The following is a 23,858-nucleotide window of genomic DNA, read 5'->3' as shown; positions in this document are numbered from 1 at the left end:
CCCGCAGAACTTCAAGCGCACCGTTCAAAAAATTCACGGGTCCGCACCGAGGCGCAAAAGGGCCCAGCCGCTACGATGCAGGCCATGGATTCAGCCCAAAGCCACCTCCTCCAGATCGCCCAGCGCGTGCGCGCTGCTGCGGCCGACGCCACGCCGCTGCGCATACGCGGCGGCGGCACCAAGGATTTTCACGGCCTGGCCCTGCAGGGCGAGCTGCTGGACACGCGGGCGCTGGCCGGCGTGGTCAGCTACGAGCCCAGCGAGCTGGTCGTGACCGTGCGCGCCGGCACGCCGCTGGCCGAGGTCGAGGCCCTGCTCGCGGCACAGGGCCAGTGCCTGGCCTTCGAGCCTCCGCATTTCGATGGCCAAGACGCGGGCCGCGCCACCGTGGGTGGCATGGTGGCGGCCGGCCTGTCCGGGCCTTCGCGTGCCAGCGTGGGCGCCGTGCGTGACTTCGTGCTGGGGCTGGAGATGATCAACGGCCAGGGCGAGCTGCTGCGCTACGGCGGGCAGGTCATGAAGAACGTGGCGGGCTACGACGTCTCGCGGCTGATGGCGGGCTCCTGGGGCGCGCTGGGCCTGATCACCGAGGTCAGCCTCAAGGTGCTGCCCGTGGCGCCGGCCGAGGCCACGCTGCGCTTCGCATGCAGCCAGCAGCAGGCGCTGGACTGGCTCAATGCCTGGGGCGGGCAGCCGCTGCCGCTCAATGCCAGTTGCTGGCTGCAGGAAGACGGCGCAGCCCAGGGCGTGCTGTACCTGCGCCTGCGCGGCGCGCGTGCCGCCGTGCAGGCGGCCTGCGAGCGCCTGGGTGGCGAGCGTGTGCAGCGCATGGACCCTGTGCATGCTGCTGCCGACTGGCAGGCCTGCCGCGAGCAGCAGCTGCCCTGGTTCACCGCACGTGCGCCGGGCCATGCGCTGTGGCGCCTGTCCGTGCCGCAGACGGCTCCGGCCCTGACGCTGCCGGACGGCTGCACGGGGCTGCTGATCGAATGGCACGGCGCACTGCGCTGGGTACAGGCGCCGCGTGCGCTGGGCCATGCGCTGCGCGCGCTGGCAAAAACAGCCGGCGGATCGGCCACCTTGTTCCGCTCCGATGCCGCAGACCAGCCCGGCGCCGAGCCCGATTTCGACGCCCAGGCGGCCGATGCCACGGCCGCGCTGCATGCGCGGCTCAAGCAGGCCTTCGATCCTGCGGGCATCTTCAACCGCGGCCGGCTGGCCGCCGCCTGGTAGGCCGGGCCAACGCCTGGCTCCGCCCATGCGCATGCGCCACCACCTGCACCTGCTCACGGACCGGCACCGCACGGTGGCCAGCAACCGCACGCTGGGCCTGCTGCTGGCCTTCAACGCGGGTGCGGTGAATGCGGGCGGCTTTTTGCTGGTGCACTCCTATACCTCGCACATGACGGGCTTTGTCTCGCTGCTGGCCGACAACCTCGTGCTGGGCAATACGGCGCTGGTGCTCAGTGCCTGCGGCGCGCTGCTGGCCTTTCTGTGCGGCGCGGCCGCGACGTCGCTGCTGGTCAACTGGGCGCGCCACCACCGGCTGCGCAGCAGCTATGCGCTGCCGCTGCTGCTGGAAGCCGCGCTGATGCTGCTCTTCGGCGTGCTGGGCGCGGCCATGCTGGCCTGGCCCACGCCGTTCGCCGTGCCGCTGGCCGTGCTGCTGCTGTCCTTCATCATGGGGTTGCAGAACGCCACGGTGACCAAGATGTCGTCCTCGCAGATCCGCACCACGCACATGACGGGCGTGATCACCGACTTGGGCATGGAGCTGGGCCGAGCCCTTTACTGGAATCGCCATGGCAGCCCGCCCGAGCACCGGGTCCACGCCAACCATGTGCGGCTGCGGCTGTTCGCAGGGCTGCTGTCCATGTTCCTGCTGGGCGGCATTGCGGGTGCGCTGGGTTTCCGGCACCTGGGCTTTGTCTTCGTCGTGCCGCTGGCCGTGGTGCTGTGCCTGCTGTCGCTGCCGCCGCTGTGGGCCGACCGTGCGCGGCTGCCCCTGCTGCTGGGCCGGCGGGCCGCGCCTCGCGCGTGACCGCCGCGTCCGGCTGCCGTGCCTGACCGTTCCCCGATACCCATACAACAAGAGCCCCACCATGCAGACCCAACTCGCACCCCAGTACCGCGCCACGCCCGAGGGCCAGGAGGCCGAAGCCATTCTGCGCAAGTGCGTGCACTGCGGCTTTTGCACGGCCACCTGCCCGACCTACCAATTGCTGGGCGACGAGCTGGACGGGCCGCGTGGCCGCATCTACCTGATCAAGCAGGTGCTGGAGGGCGAGACGCCCACGCGCGCCACCCAGCAGCATCTGGACCGCTGCCTGACCTGCCGCAACTGCGAAAGCACCTGCCCCAGCGGCGTGCAGTACGGCCATCTGGTGGATATAGGCCGCAAGATCGTCGAGGAACAGGTGCCGCGCCCCTTGGGCGAGCGCGCCAGGCGCTGGGCGCTCAAGGAGGGGCTGAACTCGCCGCTGTTCGCCCCGGCCCTGAAGCTGGGCCAGGCCGTGCGCGGCCTGCTGCCCGAAGTCCTGGCCGAGAAAGTGCCCCAGCCCCAGGATGCGGGCGCCTGGCCCGTGCGCGAGCATGCGCGCAAGGTGCTGCTGCTGGCCGGATGCGTGCAGCCGGCCATGATGCCGCGCATCAACTTCGCCACCGCGCGCGTGCTGGATGCGGCCGGCATACAGACCGTGATCGCCCCCAAGGCCGGTTGCTGCGGCGCCGTGAAATTCCACCTCAACGACCAGGAAGGCGGCAAGGCGCAGATGCGCGCCAATATCGACGCCTGGTGGCCGCAGGTGGACAGCGGCGCGGTGGAGGCCATTGTCATGAATGCCTCGGGCTGCGGCGTCACCGTCAAGGAATACGGCCATCTGCTCAAGGACGATGCGCAGTACGCGGACAAGGCAGCCCGCATCAGCGCCCTCACGCGCGACCTGAGTGAGCTGTTGCCCGAACTCCTGCCCGAGCTGGCCGAGCGCCTGCAGGGCAGGGTGCGCGCACCGGCCGCGCCCATGGCCTACCACCCGCCCTGCACGCTGCAGCACGGGCAAAAGCTGCGCGGCGGCGTGGAAACCCATCTGGCCAGGCTGGGCTTCGAGCTGCGCGTGGCGCGCACCGAATCGCACCTGTGCTGCGGCTCGGCGGGAACCTACTCGGTGCTGCAGCCCGAACTCTCGCACCAGTTGCGCGACCGCAAGATCGGTGCGCTGACCGAAGGCTTCGATGCCCGGCGGCCCGCCGCCATCCTCTCGGCCAACATGGGCTGCATCGTCCACCTGCAAAACGGCACGGACCTGCCCGTGCGCCACTGGATCGAGGTGCTGGACGAGGCCCTGCTGGCCTGAGACCAGCCGCGTACCGACTGCGCATCTGTGCCTCCAGCGCGACGCCGTGGGGCCTATGCCCGCGCAAGCCTTTGCAATGCTGGCATGATGCGGGGTTTCGTTTTCTCCAAGCCCACGTGCTCCGCCATGACTGAATCCGTGTCTGAACCGCAAGAACAGAGCGCCGCGCTGCCGGCGGACGCCGCTGCCGGCACCGAGCCGCAGGCTGCAGCCAGCGCCGATGGCCAGGGCCGCAAGCGCTCGCGCCGTGGCGGACGTGGCCGCAACAAGGGCAAGGCCACCGAGCCTGCCGCCGATGCCGCATCCGGCACGGCCGCCAGTGCCGAGGCCAACGCTTCCAGGCCCGTGCGCACCCAGCATCCGCTGCTGGCGCAACTGGCCCAATGGCATCCGAACCTGTTCGGCGAGCAGCCGCTGCCGCTCAAGCGCGGCATCTTCGAAGACCTGCTGGCCGCCCATCCTGAAGCCATTGACCGCGACCAGCTCAAGCTGGCCCTGTCCCAGCACACGCGCTCGAGCCGCTACCTCACCGTGGTGGCCAGCGGCCAGGCCCGGCATGACCTGCAGGGCCAGTCGGTCGAGGCCATGGCGCCCGAGCATGTGCACCATGCGCTGATCGAAGTCTTCCGCCGCCGCCAGCACCGCTCGCCCGAAGACCTGGCGCCCAAGCTGCGCAACCGCATCATCGCGGCCTACGAGGCATCGGGCCTGTCGCGCGACGACTACGCGGCGCGCGTGCAAGGCCGTGACGAGGCCACCAACACCCTGGTGGCCGAGGCACTCGCCGAGGCCGATGCGCGCACCGCCCGCGACGAGGCGCTGCTGCGCGCCTTCGAGGCCAGCGGCCAGACCTCCGAAGCCGGCTTTGCCGACATGTACGGCATGAACCCGCGCCAGGTGGCGCAGCAGCTGGAACGCGCCCGCCGCCGCCTGCAGACGCAGGCGGCCTAGGCACAAGGACCCGCACCAAAGACCGGCAGCACCGCCTGCCGGCACACTCCACCGCCGCGTGCCCGGCAAGGGCCGCGCCGGTGCACCTGCCCTGGATCACAGGCGGCATCTCTGCAGCGGACCCTTCCGCCAGCACGCAGATGCCCACCAGGGGCGGGCCCGGGGATGAACTGTTTCACGGACGCCGCTGCACCCGGCCACGGGGCGGCGGCGCCTTGCCGTGCGCGCTCGTTCCGGGAAATGAACACGGCGCGCAAGGCACTTCAAAGCAAAAAAGCAAAAGGAGACTTGCGATGTGGCTGGGTTTGTCGTTGTTCTACGTGGGCGCCGTGCTGTGCCTGAACGGCCTGTGGATGCTGGGGCGCATCGCCGACCGGGAGATCTGGGTCATCAACGTGTTCGCGGGCCTGGTCTCGCTGATCATCGGCCTGGCCTCGGCCTTCGGGCCCGAGCCTGATGCGGCCTCGGTCAAGACCGGCGCGCTGACCCTGCTGTTCGCCTTCACCTACCTGTGGGTGGCCATCAACCGCTTCACGGGCGCCGATGGCCGGGGCCTGGGCTGGTTCAGCCTGTTCGTGGCCATCACCGCCGTGCCCGTGGCCATCGACACCCTGCTGGGCGCGCGCACCGCCATCGACTGGTGGATGGCGGCCAACTGGGCGGCCTGGGCCGTGCTGTGGGCCATGTTCTTCGTGCTGCTGGCCCTGGGCCGCAACATCGGCCGCGTGACGGGCGCCCTGTGCATTGCGCAGGGCGTGCTCACGGGCTGGCTGCCGGGCTATCTGCTGCTGGCGGGGCAGCTCACGGGCTGATTGCGCAGCGTCAGTACGGGCCGGGCGTCAAGCCCCACGCCGCCGTGCATGCGCCAGTGCAGACAGCAGCGCGGCCGCGATAATGCAGGCGCCCCCCAGCAGCGTGCGCGGCGTCAGCACCTCGCCTGCAATCAACACCGAGGAGACGCTGGCAAACACCACCTCGGCCAGCATGACCACGGCGGTCACGCCGGCCGGCAGGCGCGCGGCGCCGAACTGCAGCGCCCAGTTGCCCAGCATCAGCAGCACGGCCAGGCCGGCGGCAATCAGCATCCAGCCGGCCTGCGGCGCAGGCATGGGCGGCACCAGCCCCACGCTGCTGCCCGCGAAGGCGCTGGCCAGCCCCATGGCCATGCAGCCGCTGAACATGGCCAGCATGCGCGCCTGCGCCGGCACGGCCTGCAGGCGGCGCAGCAGCACGTTGGTCAGCGCAAAGGTGAAGCCGCCGAACAGTGCCAGGCCGTCGGCCAGCGACAGACCGCGCAGCAGCCCGGGCGAGCCGCCGCTGAATGTGCCCTCGGGCACCAGCACCAGCGCCACCCCGCCAAAGGCCAGCAGCAGCCGTGTCAGCGCGGCCGGCGTGGGCCGCTCGCCCAGGATCTTCCAGGCCAGCAGCACAGACCATGCCGGCATCAGATAGAACAGCAGCACCACGCGCACCACATCGCCAATGGTCACGGCCCAGTTGAAGGCGATGTTGTTGCTGCCCGCGCAGGCACCCAGCAGGATCAGCGCCGGGTACTGCAGCGCCTGGCGCAGGCTGGCCGGGCGCAGCGCCACCAGCCCCGCCAGCACCAGGGCATACATCAGCGCCGTGGCCCACAGCGGATGCAGGCCAGCCTCGTGCATGGCGCGAAACGGCCACCAGGCCAGACCCCAGACCAGGGTGTTGAACAGCAGGGCGAGAACGGGCAGGGGGCTGTGCATAAAACCACGAAAAAGTGCCCGGTCAGGCAAAGCCCGCACCGAACACAATACGAGAAGACCATTTAGACCAGGCCTATCAATCGATAGCGCCCTATGGAACTGGCGAGGCCCAAAGCGAGAGACACCGAGCCAGGGCCGCCCCGCCGCGAGGGTGTCGTCCCCCCTGGGGGAAGGCGCGAAGCGCCTCAGGGGGTAGTCTCAATGACAATCCTTGCGGGCAATCACCAGCAGGCGCTCGACTTCCTCGGGATGGTTGCGCACGTTGCTGACGTGCCAGCGGCCGATCAGCCACATGATGCCGGCCACCACCAGGCCGAACACCGTGATGGCGCCGAAAGCCGACAGTCCGAACTTGGTGGACAGCGCATAGAAGGCGCCCAGCGCCAGGATGCAGGCCTGCTCGTTGAAGTTCTGCACGGCAATCGAGCGGCCCGCGCCCATGAGGTTGTGGCCGCGGTGCTGCAGCAGCGCATTCATGGGCACGACCAGGAAGCCGCCCAGGCCGCCCAGCAGGATCAGGAAGGGAATGGCCACCCACACGCTCTTGATGAAGATCATGGCGATCACCAGCAGGCCCATGGTGATGCCCAGCGGAATCACGCGCGTGGCGTTGTCCAGCCGCATGCGCATGGACGCGAGGATGGCGCCTGCGGCCGTGCCGATGGCCACCACGCCCACCAGGGCCGATGCCTGGGAGGTGCCGTAGCCCAGGGCCGCCGCGCCCCAGGCCAGCACGATGTAGCGCAGGTTGCCCGACACGCCCCAGAACAGCGTGGTCGTGGACAGCGAGATCTGGCCCAGCTTGTCCCCCCACAGCCGCTGGCTGCAGGTCCAGAAGTCGGGCAGCAGGGCCAGGGTGTTGGCCAGCAGGCTCTTGCTGGGGTCCTGGCGCAGCGGGCGCAGGATGGTATCGGTCAGCGGAATGCGCAGGTTGAACCAGGCGGCCAGCGCATAGACGCCGACCAGCACGGCAATCGCCGCTTCGGCGGCCGTGTCCACGCCCGTGTCCAGCAGCGGCAGGTCGAAGTCCAGCAGATGGGCCGAGATGCCCGGGCTCAGCAACTGCCCGCCCACGAGCACGCCCAGGATGATGGAGGTGATGGTCAGCCCCTCGATCCAGCCATTGGCCTTGACCAGCTGGGAGGCGGGCAGCAATTCGGTGAGGATGCCGTACTTGGCCGGCGAGTAGGCCGCTGCGCCCAGGCCCACCACGGCGTAGGCCAGCAGCGGGTGGTTGCCGAACAGCATCATCAGGCAGCCCACGATCTTGATCGCATTGCTGATGAACATCACCCGTCCCTTGGGCAGGGCGTCGGCAAAGGCGCCGACGAAGGGGGCCAGGATCACGTAGAACAGCGCGAACATGGGCACCAGTGCGGCGCGCTGCCACTCGGGGGCGCCATTGGTGCGCAGCAGTTCCACGGCGGTCACGAACAGGGCGTTGTCTGCCAGCGAGCTGAAGAACTGCGCTGACATGATGGTGTAGAAACCGCGCTTCATGGATAGGCAGATGGGGTCAGCTGCAGGGCTGCTGACCGGTTAAATAAGGACCCCGTGGCAAGTGACTGGCGGTTATATCACGCGGCCTTTGGCTGGCAGTGCCAGAATCCCAAGCTTCTGACTGAGTGAAAACCATGCCGCGTCCCATTCTTGCCACCATCCATTCCGCCGCGCTTCGCCACAACCTGGAGCGGGTGCGGCAGGCGGTCCCCGATGCCAAATTGTGGGCCGTGGTCAAAGCCAACGCCTATGGCCACGGTATCGAGAACGTGTTCGAGCCCCTGCGCGGCGCCGACGGCTTCGCCATGCTGGACCTGGCCGAGGCCGAACGCGTGCGCCAGCTGGGCTGGCGCGGCCCCATCCTGCTGCTGGAAGGCGTCTTCGAGCCGCGCGACCTGGAGCTGTGCTCGCGCCTGTCCATCTGGCATGCCGTGCACTGCGATGCCCAGATCGACTGGCTGGCCGCGCACAAGACGCAGAACGGCCACCGCGTCTTCCTCAAGATGAACTCCGGCATGAACCGCCTGGGCTTCACGCCCGAGCGATACCGCGCGGCCTGGGCCCGGCTGAACGCCTTGCCCCAGGTGGAGGAAATCTCGTTCATGACCCATTTCAGCGATGCCGACGCAGGGGCCGGACAGCCCGGCATCTCGGCACAGCTGCAGCGCTTTCATGACGCCACGCGCGACCTGCCCGGCGAGCGCAGCGTGGGCAACAGCGCAGCCACGCTGCGCCAGGGCGACGACGCGCTGGTGCGCTGCGACTGGGTGCGGCCGGGCATCGTGCTCTACGGCAGCGCCCCCGACTATCCGCAGCACACGGCGGCCCACTGGGGCCTGCAGCCCACGCAGACGCTGAGCTCGCGCATCATCGGCGTGCAGCAACTGACCGAGGGGCAGAGCGTGGGCTATGGATCGCGCTTCACGGCCGACGGCCCCCTGCGCCTGGGCACCGTGGCCTGCGGCTATGCCGACGGCTATCCACGCCACTGCGGCACGGGCACGCCCGTGCTGGTGAACGGCGTGCGCACCCGCACCCTGGGCCGCGTGAGCATGGACATGCTGGCCGTGGACCTGACGCCCGTGCCCGATGCCGGCATGGGCAGCGAAGTCACGCTGTGGGGCCGCGCCAGCAACGGCGCCGTGCTGCCCATCGACGAGGTGGCCGAGGCCGCAGGCACGCTGGGCTATGAACTCATGTGCGCCGTCGCGCCGCGCGTGAACAAGACCGTCGATTGATCAGGGCGCGGCTTCCACGCTGTCCCTGGCCCGCTCCAGCAGCGCCATCAACTGCTGTTGCGCGGCGGGCTCCCAATCCTTGAGCAGCCGGGCCGCCAGCGCCTGGCGCGACTGGCGCAGCCGGTCGAACAGGGCCTGCCCCTGGGGGCTGAGGCTCAGGCAGCGCACGCGGCGGTCGCGGGCGTCCGGTTCGCGGTCCAGCCATCCCTGCTCCTGCAGCTGCGCCAGCATGCGCGCAAGCTGGGCCTTGTCCATGTGGCTGTGATCGACCAGATCCCTTTGCGTGCGGCCCGGGTGCCGGCCCACGTACATCAGCACGCGCACCTCGTTGGGCGTCAGCCCGGGCTCCATGGACTCCATGTCCTCGCGCATGCGCGAGCGGAACAGGTGCAGCAGCTCGTGCATGGCCTCGAAGATATCGGCGGGCAGGGAGGCATTCATGGCAGGGTCTTGTGGAAATACGTTGACAAAGTCAACGGATGACAGAGAATTGGTGGACTAAATCAACATTCTAGGCCGTCGCAGGCCGTTTCGCCAATGAACTTGCCCAATCCAGCCACCTCTGCCCTGACACCGGCCCCCGTCGTCCAGCGTGTCCGCCATTCCTTCCGCGCCCGCCATGTGCAATTGCTCTCGCGCGAGCAGCCCAGCCCCGGCTTTGTCCGCCTGACCCTGGGCGGCCCCGATCTGGAGGACTTCGTGAGCGCCGGTTTTGACGACCACGTCAAGCTCATCCTGCCGCAGGCCGGGCGCGAACTGCCCGCGCTTCCCGTGCTGCTCGATGGCCGTCCGACCTTCGTGGAGGACGAGCGCCCCACCTTGCGCGACTACACGCCGCTGCGCTACGACGCCGCGCGCCAGAACCTCATCATGGATTTCGCGCTGCACGATGCCGGCCCCGCCACCGAATGGGCGCTGACCGCCCCGCTGGGCCAGTGGGTGGGCCTGGCCGGGCCGCGCGGCAGCCTGGTGATCTCGGCCAACCTGCCATGGCATTGGCTGTTCGGCGACGAGACCGCCATGCCCGCCATCGAGCGGCGCCTGGCCGAGCTGCCCGCCGGCAGCCGCGCCGTGGTGCGCGTGCAGCTGCGCAACCCGGCCGACCGCCGCCAGTGGAGCAGCACGGCCCGGCTGGACTGCGACTGGGTCGAATCGCTGGCCGACGCCGTGCAGGCGCTGGAGCTGCCCCAGGACGACGGCTATATCTGGGCGGCGGGCGAGCACAGCGCCATGGCCGAGCTGCGTCGCCTGCTGCTGGCCAAGGGCGCATCGCCCAAGCGCATGCGCGTGGCCTCCTACTGGAAGCAGGGCACGGCCGATCACCATGAAGACCTGAACGATCCCAGCTGACCTGCCTGGAGAAAAGAACGGAAGTACAGACGAAAAAAAGCCCACCGAAGTGGGCTTTTTTTCGTGGTGGTTGCGCGAGAAGGATTTGAACCTCCGACCTTTGGGTTATGAGCCCAACGAGCTACCAGACTGCTCCATCGCGCGGTAATCCGCAGTAATTTCGTTTTCACTGCATTTTCTGCAGCGAAGAAGTGAACTATAACCGATATCTTTCCGTCATGCAACTGCGATAGGCGCGAAACATGCGTGCCAGGGCGGCAGCCACCCCTCGGTATAGTGCTCACCCCATGGCCAAAGACAAAACCACGTTCATCTGCAATGCCTGCGGAGGCACCAGCCCGCGCTGGCTGGGCAAGTGCCCGGCCTGCGGGGCCTGGAACTCGCTGATCGAGGCCGTTGCCGAGCCTGCGAGCGCGGGCAAGAACCGGCTCAGCCAGCCCCAGGGCTATGCGGGCCTGGCCAATGTCCAGGCCGTGATGCCGCTGTCGGCCATCGAGGCCCAGGACGTGGCGCGCACGCCCAGCGGCATCGAGGAGCTGGACCGCGTGCTGGGCGGCGGCATTGTCGAAGGCGGCGTGGTGCTGATTGGTGGCGATCCCGGCATCGGCAAGTCCACCCTGCTGCTGCAGGCCATGGACGCGCTGCACCGCGTCGGCCTGCCCACGCTGTATGTCACGGGCGAGGAAAGCGGTGCCCAGGTCGCGCTGCGCTCGCGCCGCCTGGGGCTGGAGGCCAGCCAGGTCAACGTGCTGGCCGAGATCCAGCTGGAGAAGATCCTCGCCACCATGGAGGCCACCCAGCCGGCCGTGGTCGTCATCGACTCCATACAGACCGTGTATTCGGACCAGCTGTCCTCGGCGCCGGGCTCGGTGGCCCAGGTGCGCGAATGCGCGGCCCACCTCACGCGCGCGGCCAAGACCACGGGCATCACCGTGATCCTGGTCGGCCACGTGACCAAGGAAGGCGCACTGGCCGGCCCGCGCGTGCTGGAGCACATGGTGGACACGGTGCTGTACTTCGAGGGCGACACGCACAGCAACTTCCGCCTGGTGCGCGCCATCAAGAACCGCTTTGGCGCCGTCAACGAGATCGGCGTCTTCGCCATGACGGAGAAGGGCCTCAAGGGCGTGACCAACCCCAGCGCCATCTTCCTGTCCCAGCACAGCGAGCCCGTGCCCGGCTCCTGCGTGCTGGTCACGCTGGAGGGCACGCGCCCCATGCTGGTGGAGATACAGGCCCTGGTCGACCAGGGTGGCCCCGCGCCTCGGCGCCTGTCCGTGGGCCTGGACCGCGACCGGCTGGCCATGCTGCTGGCCGTGCTCAGCCGCCACGCGGGTGTGGCCTGCGCGGACCAGGATGTGTTCGTCAACGCCGTGGGCGGCGTGCGCATCAGCGAGCCTGCGGCCGACCTGGCCGTCATGCTGTCCATCACCTCCAGCCTGCGTGGCCGCGCCCTGCCCAAGGGATTCCTCGCCTTTGGCGAAGTGGGCCTGGCCGGCGAAGTGCGCCCCGCGCCGCGCGGCCAGGAGCGCCTGAAGGAAGCGGCCAAGCTGGGCTTCACCATGGCCGTGGTACCCAAGGCCAATGCGCCCAAGAAGGCCATCCCGGGTCTGACCGTGCATGCCGTGGAACGCGTGGACGAGGCCATGAATATCGTGAGAGGAATAGGCTGACACCCCCTGAGCGGCTTTGCCGCTTCCCCCTCTCTACTCGCTTCGCGAGGGAGGGGGACGACGCCCTTGCTGCGGGGCGGCCCTTGCTTGGCGTCCCTGGCGTACGGCCGCTCGCTGGTGCAACCGCTCCAGCCTTTGCCATCCTTCGATGGCTTGCCGAGCGCATTGCGGGGGCATACGCACTGTCCGCAGCGGCCCTGCGGCGCCTCCATAAGACAATCGGCGCCATGAATTTGCGCAATATCCTGATTCCTCTGGGCCTGCTCGTACTGCTGGTGGCTGCGCACCAGTCCTATGGCTGGATGGGTGTGGTCGCCGTGGGCGGCGGCATCATGATGTGGCTGTTGCTGCATTTCACGCGGCTGATGTCCATCATGAGGAAGGCCGCGGACCGGCCCATGGGCTATGTGGGCAGCGCCGTCATGCTCAACGTCAAGCTCAAGCCCAAGGTCTCGCTGATGCACGTGGTGGCCATGACGCGCTCCCTGGGCGAGCGCCTGTCCGAGGAGGGCCAGCAGCCCGAGATCTACCGCTGGACCGACGGTACGCAGTCGCATGTGACCTGCGAGTTCAAGAGTGGCCGTCTCATGAAGTGGACCCTGGTACGCCCCACGCCCGAGCCCGAGCCGGCGTCTGCGGCCCCCGAGGCAGCCCCTGCGCCCTAAAATACCGGGTTGGTGTTCTGTTCAATACCCCCAAGGATGTTCCTATGAGCCCCGTTGTTCCCTCGATGGCCGACCGTGACGGCAAGATCTGGATGGATGGCCAGCTGGTGGACTGGCGCGATGCCAAGATCCATGTGCTGACCCACACGCTGCACTACGGCTGCGGCGCATTCGAGGGCGTGCGGGCCTACAAGTCCGAACAGGGCACGGCCATCTTCCGACTGGAAGACCACACCAAGCGCCTGTTCAACAGCGCCAAGATCCTGCGCATGCAGATCCCGTTCACCCAGGAAGCGGTGAACCAGGCCCAGGTCGAGGTCGTGCGCGCCAACCAGCTGGAATCGTGCTACCTGCGCCCGCTGACCTGGATCGGCGACCGCAAGCTGGGCGTCTCCCCCAAGGGCAACACCATCCACCTGATGGTCGCGGCCTGGGCCTGGGGCGCCTACCTGGGCGAAGAAGGCATGCAGCGCGGCATCCGCGTGAAGATCTCCAGCTTCACGCGCCACCATGTGAACATCACCATGAGCCAGGCCAAGGCGGTGAGCAACTACACCAACTCCATCCTGGCCAACACCGAGGCGCTGGACGACGGCTATGACGAGGCCATCCTGCTGGACGCCTCGGGCTTCGTCTCCGAGGGCTCGGGCGAGAACATCTTCGTCATCAAGGACGGCGTGGTCTACACGCCCGACCTGTCGGCCGGCGCGCTCAACGGCATCACGCGCAACACCGTGATGCACATCTGCAAGGACCTGGGCCTGGAAGTGGTGCAAAAGCGCATCACGCGCGACGAGCTGTACATCGCCGATGAAGTCTTCTTCACCGGCACGGCCGCCGAAGTCACGCCCATCCGCGAGGTGGACCGCATCGAGATCGGCGCGGGCAGCCGCGGCCCCCTCACCGAAAAGATCCAGCAGGCCTTCTTTGACATCGTCAACGGCCGCAACCCCAAGTACGCCCATTGGCTGACTCGGGTCTGAACATCCCTGAGACCCACGAAAGAGATAAGCAAGCATGACAACGAATGCCACCGTCGAACTGGCGGCCAAGGACCTCAACGCCCAGGGCGGCGTGTTCTGCCCCAGCCCCAAGGCCGACATGAAGCTGTGGAACAGCCATCCCAAGGTCTACCTGGACGTGGCCCACACCGGCGAAGCCAAGTGCCCCTACTGCGGCACGCTGTACCGCCTGAAAGCCGGCGAAGTCTTCGCAGGCGGGCATTGAACAAAGCGGGCCTCGGCCCGCTTTGTGTGTCTCAGCGCGCCGACAGCGCGCGGCTCCAGATGCTGCCGGGCGCAGCACCTCCGTGCAAAGCCAGCATGTCCGTGAAATGGCGCCGCTCCCCGCCGCGCAGCTTGACGATGGGCGCCGCCACCTGCGGCGCCTTCGCCAGGCACAGCTGGGGGTAGAGCAGGTACCACTTCCAGCGCAGGGCAGAGTGATAGAAGAAGGCCGTGTCCTCGGCCTTGAACAGCGTGAGCCGGGCATCGGGCAGGCGCCGCATCACCTGCTGGGCCGCGACATGGATCAGAAGGTAATTTGGATCGGGAATGCCCTGCAGCACCTCGGCGGCGTCGGGCCGCGACTGCAGGCGCTGCAGATAGGCCTCGGGGCCGTCCTCGATCAGCGCCTGGTGAAACTCCTTTTGCCATTCCGATACAAAGCGCGAGCCGGCCGGAGCGCAGAATGACCAGCTTTCGATCACGGGGTAGCGCCTGTCCCTGGTGAAGCCCTCAAGGTAGAAGCCTGCCAGCTCGGCAGCGCCTGCGCCGGGGGAGGCGCTCATCCAGTCCAGTGGCGCGGTCAGCAGCGTGGTGGCGTCGAACCAGTAGCCGCCGTGGTGTGCCACCAGGTACAGGCGAAGCCAGTCCGATTGCTTGGTGGGATGGAGTTCGGCAAACGCCGCAGGAAGGTCGCCGAGGGCGACGTACTGGCCCAGGTTCTCAGGCGTCACGACAATGACCTGGTGATCCGGGCACTGCCGCCGCCAGCTGTCCACGCACTGCTGGACGAAGGGATCCAGGCCGGACTGGTTCCAGTACGTCCAGATCGTTTTCGGGATTTCCGCTGCAAGACCATCGGCTGCCGGGGGCGATGGGGGCAGCTGCAAGGGCGCAGGCATGGTGTAATCTGCGCCGATTTTGGAAGGCGCCGCCCAGCGATGGAGCAGCCTGAATAAGACCGCAGGAATTTTTTTCATGAGCGGATGGAAAGCGGAATGCCCGCATTTTGGGGCAGAAAGTTGCGGTCTTGATGAGATTTGACAAGTCGAAGCTGCCAGGGCTCCTCACGACCCTGGCCGCTATTTTGGTGCCCGGGCTGGCCTTGTGGCTGCGCTCGGGCTATTCCTATGGCGCCGGCCTCATGGTCCTGGGCGCCCTGTGTTTTCTGCCTCTCTGGGTCAGATACCGGCAGTCCAACGGCACCTGGCTGCTGGTCGCGCTGTTCCTGGGCATGGCGGTGATGTGGTACTTCCTGTCCGTGCTGGACGGGGGCACCGGGCAGTTCGACCGGCCCGTGAAATTCATCCTGGGCGCGGTCAGCCTGCTGTTCGCCATGTGCTATCCGCCCACGGCGCGGATCTTCCTGTGGGGCATTCCGCTGGGCAGCGCAGGCGCGGGCTTCATGGCCCTGTGGCAGGTCTGCGTGCTGGGCATGGAACGGGCCACGGGTTACACCAATGCCATCCAGTGGGGCAACATGGCCTTGCTGCTGGGCTGCTTCTCCTGCATCTATGCCGTGTCCTTCTGGCACCAGCGCTCCCTGCTTTGGCGCCTGCTGGTGCTGGCGGCTGCAGCGCTGGGGGCGCTGGCTTCGCTGCTGTCGGGCTCGCGCGGCGGGTGGCTGGCGCTGTTGCCGATGTTCTTCATGCTGATGGTGCTGGTGCGCATGTACCGCCCGCAGTACTTCGGGCGCCTGTTGCTGGGCTGCGCTGCAATTGTGGTGGCGCTGGCCACCGTGATGGCCTTCATCCCGCGCGTCAGCGAGCGCGTGGATGAGGTCTACCTGGATGTGAGCACCTACCTTCATGCCGGCAACTCCAACACCTCGCTGGGCACCCGGCTGGAGCAGTACCGGCTGGCCGTGCAGATGATCGGCGAGAAGCCTCTGCTGGGCTGGGGCATGCAGGGCTATGTGGACGAGATGCACCGGCGCGTGGACGCCGGCAGCTATGGCCAGTCCATCCGCGAATACAACTTCATCCACAACGACTTCCTGGACATCTGGGTCAAGCTCGGCGTGCCGGGCGTTCTGCTGCAGGCAGCGCTGTTCATCTCGCTGCTGTGGCTGTTCTGGCCCTCGCGGCGGCGCATGGCGCTGTGGCCTGCGGACAGCACCCCCTGGCGCGAGGCCCTGCTGCTGCGTATCCTGGGCAGCCTGATGCCAGCCATGTACCTGGCGTTCGGCATGTCACAGCAATTTTTCGTGCACAACAGCGGCATCGTCTTCTTCGTCTTCCTCGTGGTGGCCCTGTGGTCATCGCTGCATGGCCTGGAAAGGGCCAGCGGAGCCGTGCGGTGACGGAGCGCGCCACCACCGCCCGGCCCCGGGTGCTGCACTTCGTGACGGGCGGCTTCTCGGGTGCCACCCAGGTGGCGGTGGATCTGGTGTCGGCGCACCGCGCGTCGGGCCGCTTCGACGCCCGGCTGGTGCTTCGGCGCAAGCGCAATACCTCCGATGAACGCGTGCAGAAGCTGCGCGACGGCGGCATCAATGTCGACGTGGTCGCCGGCTGGTCCCATGCCGCCACCGTCTGGCAACTGCGCCGCATCTGCCTGGATTTTCGGCCAGACATCGTGGTCGCCCATGGGTTCAGCGACCACCTCTGGGGCCGCTTTGCCGCGCTGTGGGCCGGCGTGCCCTGCCTGGTGCATGTGGAACACAACTCGCGCGAGCGCTACACGCGCTGGCGGCTGGCGCAGGCCCTGTGGCTGACCGAGCGCACGGCCGCCATCGTCGGCTGCTCCGAAGGCGTGCGCCAGAGCCTGCAGGACCGCGGCTTTCCTGCCGCCAAGCTGATGGCCATCAGCAACGGCATCCGGCCCGAGCCCTATCTGCAGGAGCCGCCACCCTTGCTGCAGCGCCGCCCGGACATCGTCATGGCCGCGCGCTTTGCGCGGCAAAAGGACCATGCCACCTTGCTGCGCGCGCTGGCCGTGCTGCGCCAGCGCGGCCTCAAGCCCACGCTGACCCTGGCCGGCGGCGGCAAGGCGCGCGCCCAGCAGGCGGCGCAGCGGCTCAGCGCCGAGCTGGGTCTGCAGGACCAGGTGCAATTCATCGGCATGTGCAACGACGTGCCCGGCCTGCTGCGTGCGCACCGCGTCTGCGTGCTGTCCACGCACTACGAGGGCATGCCCCTGTCCCTGCTGGAAGGCATGGCGGCGGGCTGCGTGGTGGTGGGCAGCCGCGTGGTGGGCGTGCAGGAAGTGGTGCGGCCCGGCGACAACGGCCTGCTGGCCGGGCACGCCGACCCTGAATCGCTGGCCGACGCCCTGCAGCAGGCGCTGCAGGATGACGAGGCCGCCGTGCGCATGGCCGCCACCGCGCGGCAGGAAGCCCTGTCGCACTACAGCCTGCAGCGCATGACCGGCCAGTACGAAGACCTGTTCGCCCGCCTGCTGCAGGGGGAGCGTCCGTGACCTGGCTCAGCATCCTGGTGCCCGTCTACAACGTGCTGCCCTACCTGGAGGAATGCCTGCAGTCCGTCATGGACCAGGCCGATGCCGGCGTGCAGGTGCTGGTGCTGGACGACTGCTCCACCGATGGCTCCTGGGCCCTGATGCAGCAGCTGGACCAGCGCTGGCCCGGCCGCCTGCAGCTCATGCAGCACGAGCGCAACGCCGGCCTGAGCGCGGCGCGCAACACCATGATCGATGCGGCCACGGGCGACTACCTGTGGTTCCTGGACTCCGACGACAAGCTGCTGCCCGGCGCGATTGCCGGGCTGTCGGCCATCGTGAAACAACATGCGCCCGATGCCGTGCTCTGCGACTTCTCCGTCTGGCGCGAGGCCCCGCGCCTCAAGCACCGCCTGCGCGGCGAGGCGCACCGGCACAGCTTCCAGGGCCCCACGCTGCAGCGCTCGCAGGACCGGGGCGCCCTGCTGGCCGGCCTGCTGCGCACGGGCCAACTGCATGCCTGGTCCAAGATCTCGCGCCGCAGCCTGTGGGATGCGGGCCTGCGCTTTCCTGCAGGCCGCTACTTCGAAGACATGATGACCATGCCGCAGATGGCGCTGCGCTGCGCCAGCTTCTACTACCACCCCCAGCCCTGGGTGGCCTACCGGCAGCGTGCCAACTCCATCCTCGCGTCCATGACGCCTGCCAAGGCGGCAGACCAGTCCGCCGCCCTGTGGCCCCTGGCGCAGGCCGTGCAAGCCCTGCAGGATGATGCGCTGCGCAACGACGGGCGCCTGCACTTCGCCTGGGCGCACCAGGCTGCGCGCAACCTCATCGGCGCCCTGCGCTTTCTCGACCGGCAGCGGGACATGCCGCCCGCGCAGCGGCAGGCGCTGGCGCAGCAGTTCCTGGCGGACTTCGGCCGCATCTCCCCGCTGTCCCTGCCCGCCCTGCGCCAGGTCTATCTGCGGCGCGGCTGGTGGCTGCGCGCATGGAAGCTGCGCAGCTGGGAGCGCCGCGCGCAGCAGCTGGGAACACCGGGAGCCCCTGCATGAGCGGCCTGAAACTGAAAACCCGGGGCGAGCTGTGGCTGGCGGCCGGCATGCGCCGCTTCTATGCCACCTTCGCACGCCGCCTGGAGCAGGGCCCCGCGCCCGACTTCCGCAGCCATGACATCGGGCCTGCGGCGCCCGTGCCGGTCTCCACGCCCATTCCCCGCATCATCTGGGCCTACTGGAATGGCGACTCGGTGCCCCTCCTCATACAGCGCTGTTTCGACAACTGGGCTCGCCTGAACCCTGGCTACAGCCTGCGCATCCTCAACGACGCGCAACTGCCGCAATACGTGCCGCAACTGCCCGGCAACCTGCAGCAGCTGCCCGTGGCCAAGCGCTCGGACTGGCTGCGCCTGGAATTGCTGCACCGCTACGGCGGCATCTGGCTGGACGCCAGCACCATCCTCACCGAGCCGCTGGACTGGCTGCTGGAGCAGCAGCAGCGCAGCGGCGCCGACCTGGTCGCCTACTACCTGGAGCGCTACACCCGCGACCCGCAGGTGCCCGTGGTCGAGAACTGGCTCATGGCCGCGCCCCCGGGCAGCGCCTTCATCGCCGCACTACACAAGGAATACGTGGAGCAGGTCCTGCCGCAGACGGGCGAGGCCTATATCTCCCAGCTCCAGCAGGCCGGCGAATACGAGCAACTGCGCCAGGGCATAGACATGCCCGCCTACCTGAGCATGCACCTGGCCATGCAGCGCGTGCTGCGCGCCGGTGGCAGCTACCGCCTGCGGCTGGCCAAGGCCGAGGACGGCCCCTTCTTCCTGCACGTGCAGGGTAACTGGGGCCGCACCCCGCTCAAGATCCGCCTGATGTTCTCGCGCACCGAACAGGCGCCCGTGCCGCTGATCAAGCTGCGCGCGCCCGACCGCAAGAAGCTGGACTTCTACCTGGAGCGCGGCCTCTACGTGCCCGGCAGCATCGCCGACCGCTACCTGCGGGGCTGAATCCCGCTCATCGCCTTCCATGGCGAGCCAAAGCTGTCTGCGACGATGTGCCCGATCCGGTGCACCATCATCGTGGGATTGCGTTTGAATGGGGGAGATGCATATGCACCAGGACTACGCCATCCTGAAGCGCCAGGACAATATCGATGCGTATTTCAAAGATATAGAGAAGATATACGTCTCCAATGGCTGGGGCAGCAGCTATCCGGAAGGCCTGCTTCGGCAGATGTTCAGTGCTTCCTACTACCTGCTGGCGACCACCACCGGCGGTGCTGTCGGCTTCCTGCGCGGCTTCACCGACGGCGCCATGGTCACGCACCTCAGTGAAATCGTCGTGGACCCCGGGCTGCAGCGGCGGGGTATCGGCAGGCTCCTCATGCAGAAATTCCTGCAGGATATTGGCCACACCACCATTTATGCAGAGGCCCTCAATCCCCAGGCTGCCCTGCTTCTGGAGCGGCATGGGTTTGGCGAAAACCGGAATCTGAGGGTGTACTCGAAGACAAAAACGCTTGGCTGACCCGCCGCCGAGCACTGCACGCACCGCACGGCCAGCGATCAAACGGGTATGGCTGCCAGGGCTCGGCTGGCCGGCCCGCCCTGGCCCCGTTAAACTGCCCGCAAGCCGAAAGGCCCGGTGCGTAGAAACACCTTCCGTGGCGTTGAAGCCCCCACCGTCAATCGGGGTCCTATTCACGCGGGAATCAAGACTGTGATTTCGATATTTCTTGCCAGCCACAGCGCTGTGCTTGCCCCTTCCTATCCTCTTTTCTACGAGGAGGGCTGACCCCATGACATCCCCCAAAAACACTGCCGGCGCGGCAGTGCAGGCGCAGCCTTTGCCCAAGCGGTCGCAAGCCGCAAGGCCTTCCGACTGGCCCAGCGCGTGGCAGGCCATGCATGTCTGTCTGGTCGTCATCGAGGGGAGGCTGGTCACCCTGGCCGAGGTCTGCGGCAAAAAGCCCGACCGCAAGGCCCGCCAGTTCGACGTGGAATGCGCGGTGGAGCTGGCGCTGGCGCACATACGCCGCATGCGCGCCGACCCGCCGAACAGCCACCAGGCGTTCGAGCAGCAGTGGCACCTGGCATCCTGCGCCATCGAGCTGGCCGATGGCGCCTACCGCTTTCCCCGCTCGCGCTACGGCCGCCTGCTCAAGCGCACCCGCTGGCATTTCGACCTGCTCAGGGACCTGGTGGAACGTGTGGAGTGGCAGCACCGGCGCGGCTGAGCCGCAGGCGGCAGCTCAGGCCAGCGGCAGCCGCAGCACGAAGCAGGCGCCCGGCTGGCCGTCGGCGCGGCCTTCGCAGTGCACGCTGCCGCCGTGGCGCTGGGCGATGGAGCGCACCAGGGCCAGGCCCAGGCCCACGCCGCCCGAGCGCTCGCTGGCGCCGGGCAGGCGGAAGAACTTCTCGAAGATGCGCTCGCGGTGGGCCGGCGCCACGCCGGGGCCATGGTCGCAGATGCGGATCTCGGCCATGGCGTCCTGGCGCGCCAGCTCCAGCGTGATGGCGCCCTGGCTGTAGCGGCGCGCGTTCTCCAGCAGGTTGCGCACGGCACGGCGCAGCAGCTTGGAGATGCCGGGCACTTCCAGCGCGTCGGTGGACTGCAGGTCCAGGTCGGCATCCACGCGCGCGCATTCCTCGGCGGCCAGGCCGATCAGGTCCACGGGCTCGATCGTGCCCACGTCGCCCTCATAGGTCTCCAGCCGGCTGGCCAGCAGGATCTCGTCCACCAGCTGGTCCAGCTCGCTGATGTTGCGCTGGATCTCGGCGCGCGCGCGGGCGCTGGCCGGGTCGTCGCCCATGAATTCCAGGCCCATGCGGATGCGCGTCAGCGGCGAGCGCAGCTCATGCGAGGCATTGGCCAGCAGCGATTTGTGCGAGGTCACCAGGGTCTCGATGCGCGCGGCGGCGGCGTTGAACTGGTGGGCCAGGTCGGCCACCTCGTCGCTGCCGTGCTCGGGCACGCGCACCGACAGGTCGCCCTCGCCAAAGCGCTTGACGCCGCGCTGCAGGTTCTCCAGCCGCTTGAGCAGGCGGCGGATGATGGGGAACACGCCCACGGCCACGGCCACGCCCACCAGGCCCAGCAGCCACAGAAAGCCGAAGGGCGGGCGCAGCCAGAAGGCGGCTGCGCCGTCGTGCGGCGGGCGGTCGCCGCGCGGCGGGCGCGGCGCCATGTGCAGCATGTAGGTCTGGCCGTCCGTGCCTTCGATCTCGAAGCGCAGCCCCTCTTCGGGCGGGCCGGGCAGGCGCCGGGCGCGGCCCTGGGCGATGACCTTGCCGTCCGCATCGCGCATGGCCACGTCGCGCGAGGGCGGCGAGCTGGCGCTTTGCACGTTCTGCGCGTTCTGCTCGGCCGCGATCTGCCAGGCCCAGGCCACCGTCAGCGTGAGCACGGCCACGCCGCCGACCACGGCCAGCCAGATGCGCAGGTACAGGCGCTGGGAGAAGAGGGACAGCAGCTTCATTCGCTTGGCTAGTCTTGTTGCTTGGCGAAGACGTAGCCCACGCCGCGCACGGTCAGGATGCGCTTGGGCGCCTTGGGGTCGGCCTCGATGGCGGCGCGGATGCGGCCCATGTGCACGTCAATGGAGCGGTCGAAGGCCTCCAGCTCGCGGCCTCGCACGGCCTCCATGATCTGGTCGCGCGTGAGCACGCGGCCCGCGCGCTCGGCCAGCGTGACCAGCAGGTCGAACTGGTAGGAGGTCAGCTCGCAGGGCTGGCCCGCCACGGTGACGCTGCGCGCGTCGCGGTCGATCTCCAGGCTGCCGAAGCGCAGCGCCGTGGTCGGCTGGCCGGCGGCCGTGCCCTCGCCGCCGCCGCCGCGCCGGCGCAGGATGGCGCGGATGCGCGCCAGCAGCTCGCGCGGCTCGAAGGGCTTGGGCAGGTAGTCGTCGGCGCCGATCTCCAGGCCGATGATGCGGTCCATGGGGTCTCCCTTGGCCGTGAGCATCAGCACCGGCACCTGGGCTGCGGGGCCGGGCAGGGCGCGGATGCGCCGGCAGACCTCCAGGCCGTCCATGTCGGGCAGCATGAGGTCGAGGATGACGAGGTCGGGCAGGTCGGCGCCCGGCACGCCGTCGGCGGGCTGCAGCTGCTCCAGGCCGCTGCGGGCGTCGCCCATGTGGGTGACCTGCAGGCCGTTGTTGCCCAGGTAGTCACCCACCATCTGCGCGAGGCGGGTGTCGTCTTCGATCATCAGAAGATGGTGCGTACTCATGGAGGGCAGTGTATTCATGCTGGGGCCTGGCGTCGTATTGCGACGATGCTCGCAGCGCCCCGTCAGCCGTGCTTGTCGCTTGCGTAAAGTTCGGTAAAACAGCGCAGCCTGCGGCCAGCCGCTCAACTGCCGCGTTGCGCGGGCCGCACCGCATGCACGCGCGAGGCCAGCGCGATCAGCACCAGCACGGGCAGGCCCAGCAGGGCCGTGGCCTGGAAGAAGCTCACGTAGCCATGCGCATCGACAAAGGCGCCCGAGAAGCCGGCCAGCCACTTGGGCGCCAGCAGCATCATGGAGCTGAACAGCGCGTACTGCGTGGCCGAGTACTGCACATTGGTCAGCCCCGACAGGTAGGCGATGAAGGCCGCCGAGGCGATGCCGCCGGCCAGGTTGTCCGCGCTCACCACCCAGATCAGCGCATTCACGTCATGGCCGCGCGTGGCCAGCCAGGCGAACAGCAGGTTGGTGGCGGCCGACAGCGCGGCGCCCAGCATCAGCACGCGCATCACGCCCCAGCGCATGGCCAGCGCCCCGCCCAGGAAGGCGCCCGCCAGCGTCATGATCACGCCGTACACCTTGGTCACGGCGGCCACCTCGTCCTTGGTGAAGCCCATGTCCACGTAGAAGGGGTTGGCCATGATGCCCATGACCACGTCGCTGATGCGGTAGATGGCGATCAGGCCCAGCACCAGCAGCGCCTGCCAGCGGTAGCGGCCCAGGAAGTCGGCAAAGGGCTCGACCAGCGCGCTGTGCAGCCACTCGGCCGCGTTGCGGGCAGGCGCCAGCGGGCGCGGCACCGGTTCCGGCGAGAGCAGCACGGTCAGCATGCCCACGGCCATGGAGGCGGCCATGGCCAGGTAGGCCACCTGCCAGGCGCCGCTCTGGTAGCCCGCCGTGCCCGCCACCTCGGCGCGGGCGGCCAGCCACAGCACGCCGGCGCCGGCCCAGATCATGGCCAGCCGGTAGCCGGTCTGGTAGGTGGCGGCCAGCGCGGCCTGGCGCTCGGTGTCGGCCGATTCGATGCGGTAGGCATCCAGCGCAATGTCCTGCGTGGCCGAGCCGAAGGCCACGGCCAGCGCGCACCACACCAGCGGCGTGAGCGAGACGCGCGGATCGTTGAACGCCATGCCGCACAGCCCGGCGACGATGAGCATCTGCGCGAACAGCAGCCAGCCGCGCCGCCGCCCCAGCCAGCGCGTGAGCAGCGGCAGCGGCATGCGGTCCACCAGCGGCGACCAGACCCACTTGAAGGCATAGGCCAGGCCCACCCAGCTCAGGTAGCCGATGGTGGTGCGGTCCACGCCGGCCTCGCGCAGCCAGAACGACAGCGTGCCCAGCACCAGCAGCAGCGGCAGGCCTGCCGAAAAACCCAGGGCCAGCATGCGCAGGCTGGCCGGCTCGGCATAGACGCGCAGGGTCTGGCCCCAGCTGCGGCGGGGCGTTTCGGCGGCGGTGGAGGGGGCGGAGGGGGTGGTGGTGGACGGCTCGGTCATGTTGTGCTGCGGCAGGCTGCGGCCATTATCGGGCCCATGGTGGCGC

24 protein-coding genes and 1 tRNA gene are annotated in these 23,858 nt (G+C 68.6%); 17 read left to right on the top strand and 8 right to left on the bottom strand.

What is annotated here, in order from left to right; all coding sequences use genetic code 11:
* The first annotated feature begins 75 nt into the window (after positions 1–75).
* From glcE to BO996_RS01455, 5 genes are all read left to right on the top strand, one after another.
* Positions 76–1,233: a glycolate oxidase subunit GlcE gene (gene glcE, locus BO996_RS01475; protein WP_071953823.1), complete on the top strand. Its 1,158-nt coding sequence runs from the start codon at positions 76–78 to the stop codon at positions 1,231–1,233.
* 25 nt (positions 1,234–1,258) lie between these two features.
* Positions 1,259–2,041, top strand: coding sequence for a YoaK family protein (locus tag BO996_RS01470; RefSeq protein WP_012202244.1), 783 nt, complete (start codon positions 1,259–1,261; stop codon positions 2,039–2,041).
* Positions 2,042–2,102: 61 nt separating this feature from the next.
* Positions 2,103–3,353, top strand: a complete 1,251-nt coding sequence (gene glcF / locus BO996_RS01465) for a glycolate oxidase subunit GlcF (protein WP_013800181.1) — start codon at positions 2,103–2,105, stop codon at positions 3,351–3,353.
* An 84-nt stretch (positions 3,354–3,437) separates the two neighbouring features.
* Positions 3,438–4,304, top strand: a complete 867-nt coding sequence (locus BO996_RS01460) for a ProQ/FinO family protein (RefSeq protein WP_034397802.1) — start codon at positions 3,438–3,440, stop codon at positions 4,302–4,304.
* Positions 4,305–4,597: 293 nt separating this feature from the next.
* Complete coding sequence (locus BO996_RS01455) at positions 4,598–5,116, top strand: AmiS/UreI family transporter (protein ID WP_013800183.1); 519 nt, start codon at positions 4,598–4,600, stop codon at positions 5,114–5,116.
* 27 nt (positions 5,117–5,143) lie between these two features.
* On the opposite strand, the gene BO996_RS01450 is transcribed toward BO996_RS01455, so the two are convergent.
* Together BO996_RS01450 and lplT are read right to left on the bottom strand one after the other, a co-directional pair.
* Complete coding sequence (locus tag BO996_RS01450; RefSeq protein ID WP_034397804.1) at positions 5,144–6,043, bottom strand: DMT family transporter; 900 nt, start codon at positions 6,041–6,043, stop codon at positions 5,144–5,146.
* A 198-nt stretch (positions 6,044–6,241) separates the two neighbouring features.
* A complete protein-coding gene (lplT, locus tag BO996_RS01445) occupies positions 6,242–7,543 on the bottom strand; it encodes a lysophospholipid transporter LplT (RefSeq protein WP_013800185.1) in 1,302 nt (433 codons plus the stop codon).
* A 134-nt stretch (positions 7,544–7,677) separates the two neighbouring features.
* On the opposite strand from lplT, the gene alr reads away from it, so the two are divergent.
* Positions 7,678–8,781, top strand: coding sequence for an alanine racemase (alr, locus tag BO996_RS01440; RefSeq protein WP_071953821.1), 1,104 nt, complete (start codon positions 7,678–7,680; stop codon positions 8,779–8,781).
* Here the strand turns inward: alr and BO996_RS01435 are convergent, their stop codons facing one another.
* Positions 8,782–9,222, bottom strand: a complete 441-nt coding sequence (locus tag BO996_RS01435) for a MarR family winged helix-turn-helix transcriptional regulator (protein ID WP_012202251.1) — start codon at positions 9,220–9,222, stop codon at positions 8,782–8,784.
* Between the two features lie 96 nt (positions 9,223–9,318).
* Between BO996_RS01435 and BO996_RS01430 the strand changes: the two genes are divergently transcribed.
* Entirely contained in the window at positions 9,319–10,131 is an 813-nt protein-coding gene (locus BO996_RS01430; RefSeq protein ID WP_043821913.1) for a siderophore-interacting protein, read from the top strand.
* A 67-nt stretch (positions 10,132–10,198) separates the two neighbouring features.
* Here the strand turns inward: BO996_RS01430 and BO996_RS01425 are convergent.
* Positions 10,199–10,275: transfer RNA gene (locus tag BO996_RS01425), tRNA-Met, on the bottom strand.
* 143 nt (positions 10,276–10,418) lie between these two features.
* On the opposite strand from BO996_RS01425, the gene radA reads away from it, so the two are divergent.
* The 4 genes from radA (at position 10,419) to BO996_RS01405 (ending at position 13,696) form a co-directional block, all read left to right on the top strand.
* Positions 10,419–11,804 carry a DNA repair protein RadA gene (radA, locus tag BO996_RS01420; protein WP_071953819.1) on the top strand — a complete coding sequence of 462 codons (1,386 nt, stop codon included), beginning with the start codon at positions 10,419–10,421 and terminating at the stop codon, positions 11,802–11,804.
* A 227-nt stretch (positions 11,805–12,031) separates the two neighbouring features.
* Entirely contained in the window at positions 12,032–12,469 is a 438-nt protein-coding gene (locus BO996_RS01415) for a hypothetical protein (protein WP_012202254.1), read from the top strand.
* Between the two features lie 44 nt (positions 12,470–12,513).
* Positions 12,514–13,452, top strand: coding sequence for a branched-chain amino acid transaminase (locus BO996_RS01410; RefSeq protein WP_034397818.1), 939 nt, complete (start codon positions 12,514–12,516; stop codon positions 13,450–13,452).
* 34 nt (positions 13,453–13,486) lie between these two features.
* Complete coding sequence (locus BO996_RS01405; RefSeq protein ID WP_012202256.1) at positions 13,487–13,696, top strand: zinc-finger domain-containing protein; 210 nt, start codon at positions 13,487–13,489, stop codon at positions 13,694–13,696.
* A gap of 31 nt (positions 13,697–13,727) precedes the next feature.
* On the opposite strand, the gene BO996_RS01400 is transcribed toward BO996_RS01405, so the two are convergent.
* Positions 13,728–14,594, bottom strand: a complete 867-nt coding sequence (locus BO996_RS01400) for a capsular polysaccharide synthesis protein (protein WP_071953817.1) — start codon at positions 14,592–14,594, stop codon at positions 13,728–13,730.
* A 188-nt stretch (positions 14,595–14,782) separates the two neighbouring features.
* On the opposite strand from BO996_RS01400, the gene BO996_RS01395 reads away from it, so the two are divergent.
* From BO996_RS01395 to BO996_RS01370, 6 genes are all read left to right on the top strand, one after another.
* The gene (locus BO996_RS01395; RefSeq protein WP_232240449.1) at positions 14,783–15,994 is read left to right on the top strand and encodes an O-antigen ligase family protein; all 1,212 of its coding nucleotides are present in this window, start codon (positions 14,783–14,785) and stop codon (positions 15,992–15,994) included.
* Positions 15,991–17,112: a glycosyltransferase gene (locus tag BO996_RS01390; protein WP_071953814.1), complete on the top strand. Its 1,122-nt coding sequence runs from the start codon at positions 15,991–15,993 to the stop codon at positions 17,110–17,112. The genes BO996_RS01395 and BO996_RS01390 overlap by 4 nt, the downstream gene beginning before the upstream one ends.
* Positions 17,109–18,146, top strand: a complete 1,038-nt coding sequence (locus BO996_RS01385) for a glycosyltransferase family 2 protein (RefSeq protein WP_071953812.1) — start codon at positions 17,109–17,111, stop codon at positions 18,144–18,146. Before BO996_RS01390 ends, BO996_RS01385 begins: the two co-directional genes overlap by 4 nt.
* Complete coding sequence (locus tag BO996_RS01380; protein ID WP_071953810.1) at positions 18,143–19,096, top strand: glycosyltransferase family 32 protein; 954 nt, start codon at positions 18,143–18,145, stop codon at positions 19,094–19,096. The genes BO996_RS01385 and BO996_RS01380 overlap by 4 nt, the downstream gene beginning before the upstream one ends.
* A 103-nt stretch (positions 19,097–19,199) precedes the next feature.
* Complete coding sequence (locus BO996_RS01375; protein WP_071956999.1) at positions 19,200–19,616, top strand: GNAT family N-acetyltransferase; 417 nt, start codon at positions 19,200–19,202, stop codon at positions 19,614–19,616.
* A gap of 271 nt (positions 19,617–19,887) precedes the next feature.
* Positions 19,888–20,325, top strand: a complete 438-nt coding sequence (locus BO996_RS01370) for a hypothetical protein (protein WP_071953809.1) — start codon at positions 19,888–19,890, stop codon at positions 20,323–20,325.
* A 15-nt stretch (positions 20,326–20,340) separates the two neighbouring features.
* On the opposite strand, the gene BO996_RS01365 is transcribed toward BO996_RS01370, so the two are convergent.
* The 3 genes from BO996_RS01365 to BO996_RS01355 form a co-directional block, all read right to left on the bottom strand.
* Positions 20,341–21,567, bottom strand: a complete 1,227-nt coding sequence (locus tag BO996_RS01365; protein ID WP_013800196.1) for an ATP-binding protein — start codon at positions 21,565–21,567, stop codon at positions 20,341–20,343.
* 8 nt (positions 21,568–21,575) lie between these two features.
* Positions 21,576–22,337, bottom strand: a complete 762-nt coding sequence (locus tag BO996_RS01360) for a response regulator transcription factor (RefSeq protein ID WP_071953807.1) — start codon at positions 22,335–22,337, stop codon at positions 21,576–21,578.
* Between the two features lie 104 nt (positions 22,338–22,441).
* On the bottom strand, positions 22,442–23,812 hold the full coding sequence (locus BO996_RS01355; protein ID WP_232240448.1) for an AmpG family muropeptide MFS transporter: 1,371 nt from the start codon (positions 23,810–23,812) through the stop codon (positions 22,442–22,444).
* Positions 23,813–23,858 lie beyond the last annotated feature (46 nt).

It is taken from the genome of Delftia sp. HK171 (genome assembly GCF_001886655.1).
In the GTDB taxonomy this organism is placed as follows: Bacteria; Pseudomonadota; Gammaproteobacteria; order Burkholderiales; family Burkholderiaceae_C; genus Comamonas; species Comamonas acidovorans.
This window is presented reverse-complemented; position numbering and strand designations above follow the sequence as displayed.

What these genes read in the sequence shown, in the direction of transcription:
- glcE (WP_071953823.1), top strand. Translation starts at nt 76, where the DNA reads ATGCAGGCCATGGATTCAGCCCAAAGCCACCTCCTCCAGATCGCCCAG.
- BO996_RS01470 (WP_012202244.1), top strand. Translation starts at nt 1,259, where the DNA reads ATGCGCATGCGCCACCACCTGCACCTGCTCACGGACCGGCACCGCACG.
- glcF (WP_013800181.1), top strand. Translation starts at nt 2,103, where the DNA reads ATGCAGACCCAACTCGCACCCCAGTACCGCGCCACGCCCGAGGGCCAG.
- BO996_RS01460 (WP_034397802.1), top strand. Translation starts at nt 3,438, where the DNA reads ATGATGCGGGGTTTCGTTTTCTCCAAGCCCACGTGCTCCGCCATGACT.
- BO996_RS01455 (WP_013800183.1), top strand. Translation starts at nt 4,598, where the DNA reads ATGTGGCTGGGTTTGTCGTTGTTCTACGTGGGCGCCGTGCTGTGCCTG.
- BO996_RS01450 (WP_034397804.1), bottom strand. Translation starts at nt 6,043, where the DNA reads ATGCACAGCCCCCTGCCCGTTCTCGCCCTGCTGTTCAACACCCTGGTC.
- lplT (WP_013800185.1), bottom strand. Translation starts at nt 7,543, where the DNA reads ATGAAGCGCGGTTTCTACACCATCATGTCAGCGCAGTTCTTCAGCTCG.
- alr (WP_071953821.1), top strand. Translation starts at nt 7,678, where the DNA reads ATGCCGCGTCCCATTCTTGCCACCATCCATTCCGCCGCGCTTCGCCAC.
- BO996_RS01435 (WP_012202251.1), bottom strand. Translation starts at nt 9,222, where the DNA reads ATGAATGCCTCCCTGCCCGCCGATATCTTCGAGGCCATGCACGAGCTG.
- BO996_RS01430 (WP_043821913.1), top strand. Translation starts at nt 9,319, where the DNA reads ATGAACTTGCCCAATCCAGCCACCTCTGCCCTGACACCGGCCCCCGTC.
- radA (WP_071953819.1), top strand. Translation starts at nt 10,419, where the DNA reads ATGGCCAAAGACAAAACCACGTTCATCTGCAATGCCTGCGGAGGCACC.
- BO996_RS01415 (WP_012202254.1), top strand. Translation starts at nt 12,032, where the DNA reads ATGAATTTGCGCAATATCCTGATTCCTCTGGGCCTGCTCGTACTGCTG.
- BO996_RS01410 (WP_034397818.1), top strand. Translation starts at nt 12,514, where the DNA reads ATGAGCCCCGTTGTTCCCTCGATGGCCGACCGTGACGGCAAGATCTGG.
- BO996_RS01405 (WP_012202256.1), top strand. Translation starts at nt 13,487, where the DNA reads ATGACAACGAATGCCACCGTCGAACTGGCGGCCAAGGACCTCAACGCC.
- BO996_RS01400 (WP_071953817.1), bottom strand. Translation starts at nt 14,594, where the DNA reads ATGCCTGCGCCCTTGCAGCTGCCCCCATCGCCCCCGGCAGCCGATGGT.
- BO996_RS01380 (WP_071953810.1), top strand. Translation starts at nt 18,143, where the DNA reads ATGAGCGGCCTGAAACTGAAAACCCGGGGCGAGCTGTGGCTGGCGGCC.
- BO996_RS01375 (WP_071956999.1), top strand. Translation starts at nt 19,200, where the DNA reads ATGCACCAGGACTACGCCATCCTGAAGCGCCAGGACAATATCGATGCG.
- BO996_RS01370 (WP_071953809.1), top strand. Translation starts at nt 19,888, where the DNA reads ATGACATCCCCCAAAAACACTGCCGGCGCGGCAGTGCAGGCGCAGCCT.
- BO996_RS01365 (WP_013800196.1), bottom strand. Translation starts at nt 21,567, where the DNA reads ATGAAGCTGCTGTCCCTCTTCTCCCAGCGCCTGTACCTGCGCATCTGG.
- BO996_RS01360 (WP_071953807.1), bottom strand. Translation starts at nt 22,337, where the DNA reads ATGAATACACTGCCCTCCATGAGTACGCACCATCTTCTGATGATCGAA.
- BO996_RS01355 (WP_232240448.1), bottom strand. Translation starts at nt 23,812, where the DNA reads ATGACCGAGCCGTCCACCACCACCCCCTCCGCCCCCTCCACCGCCGCC.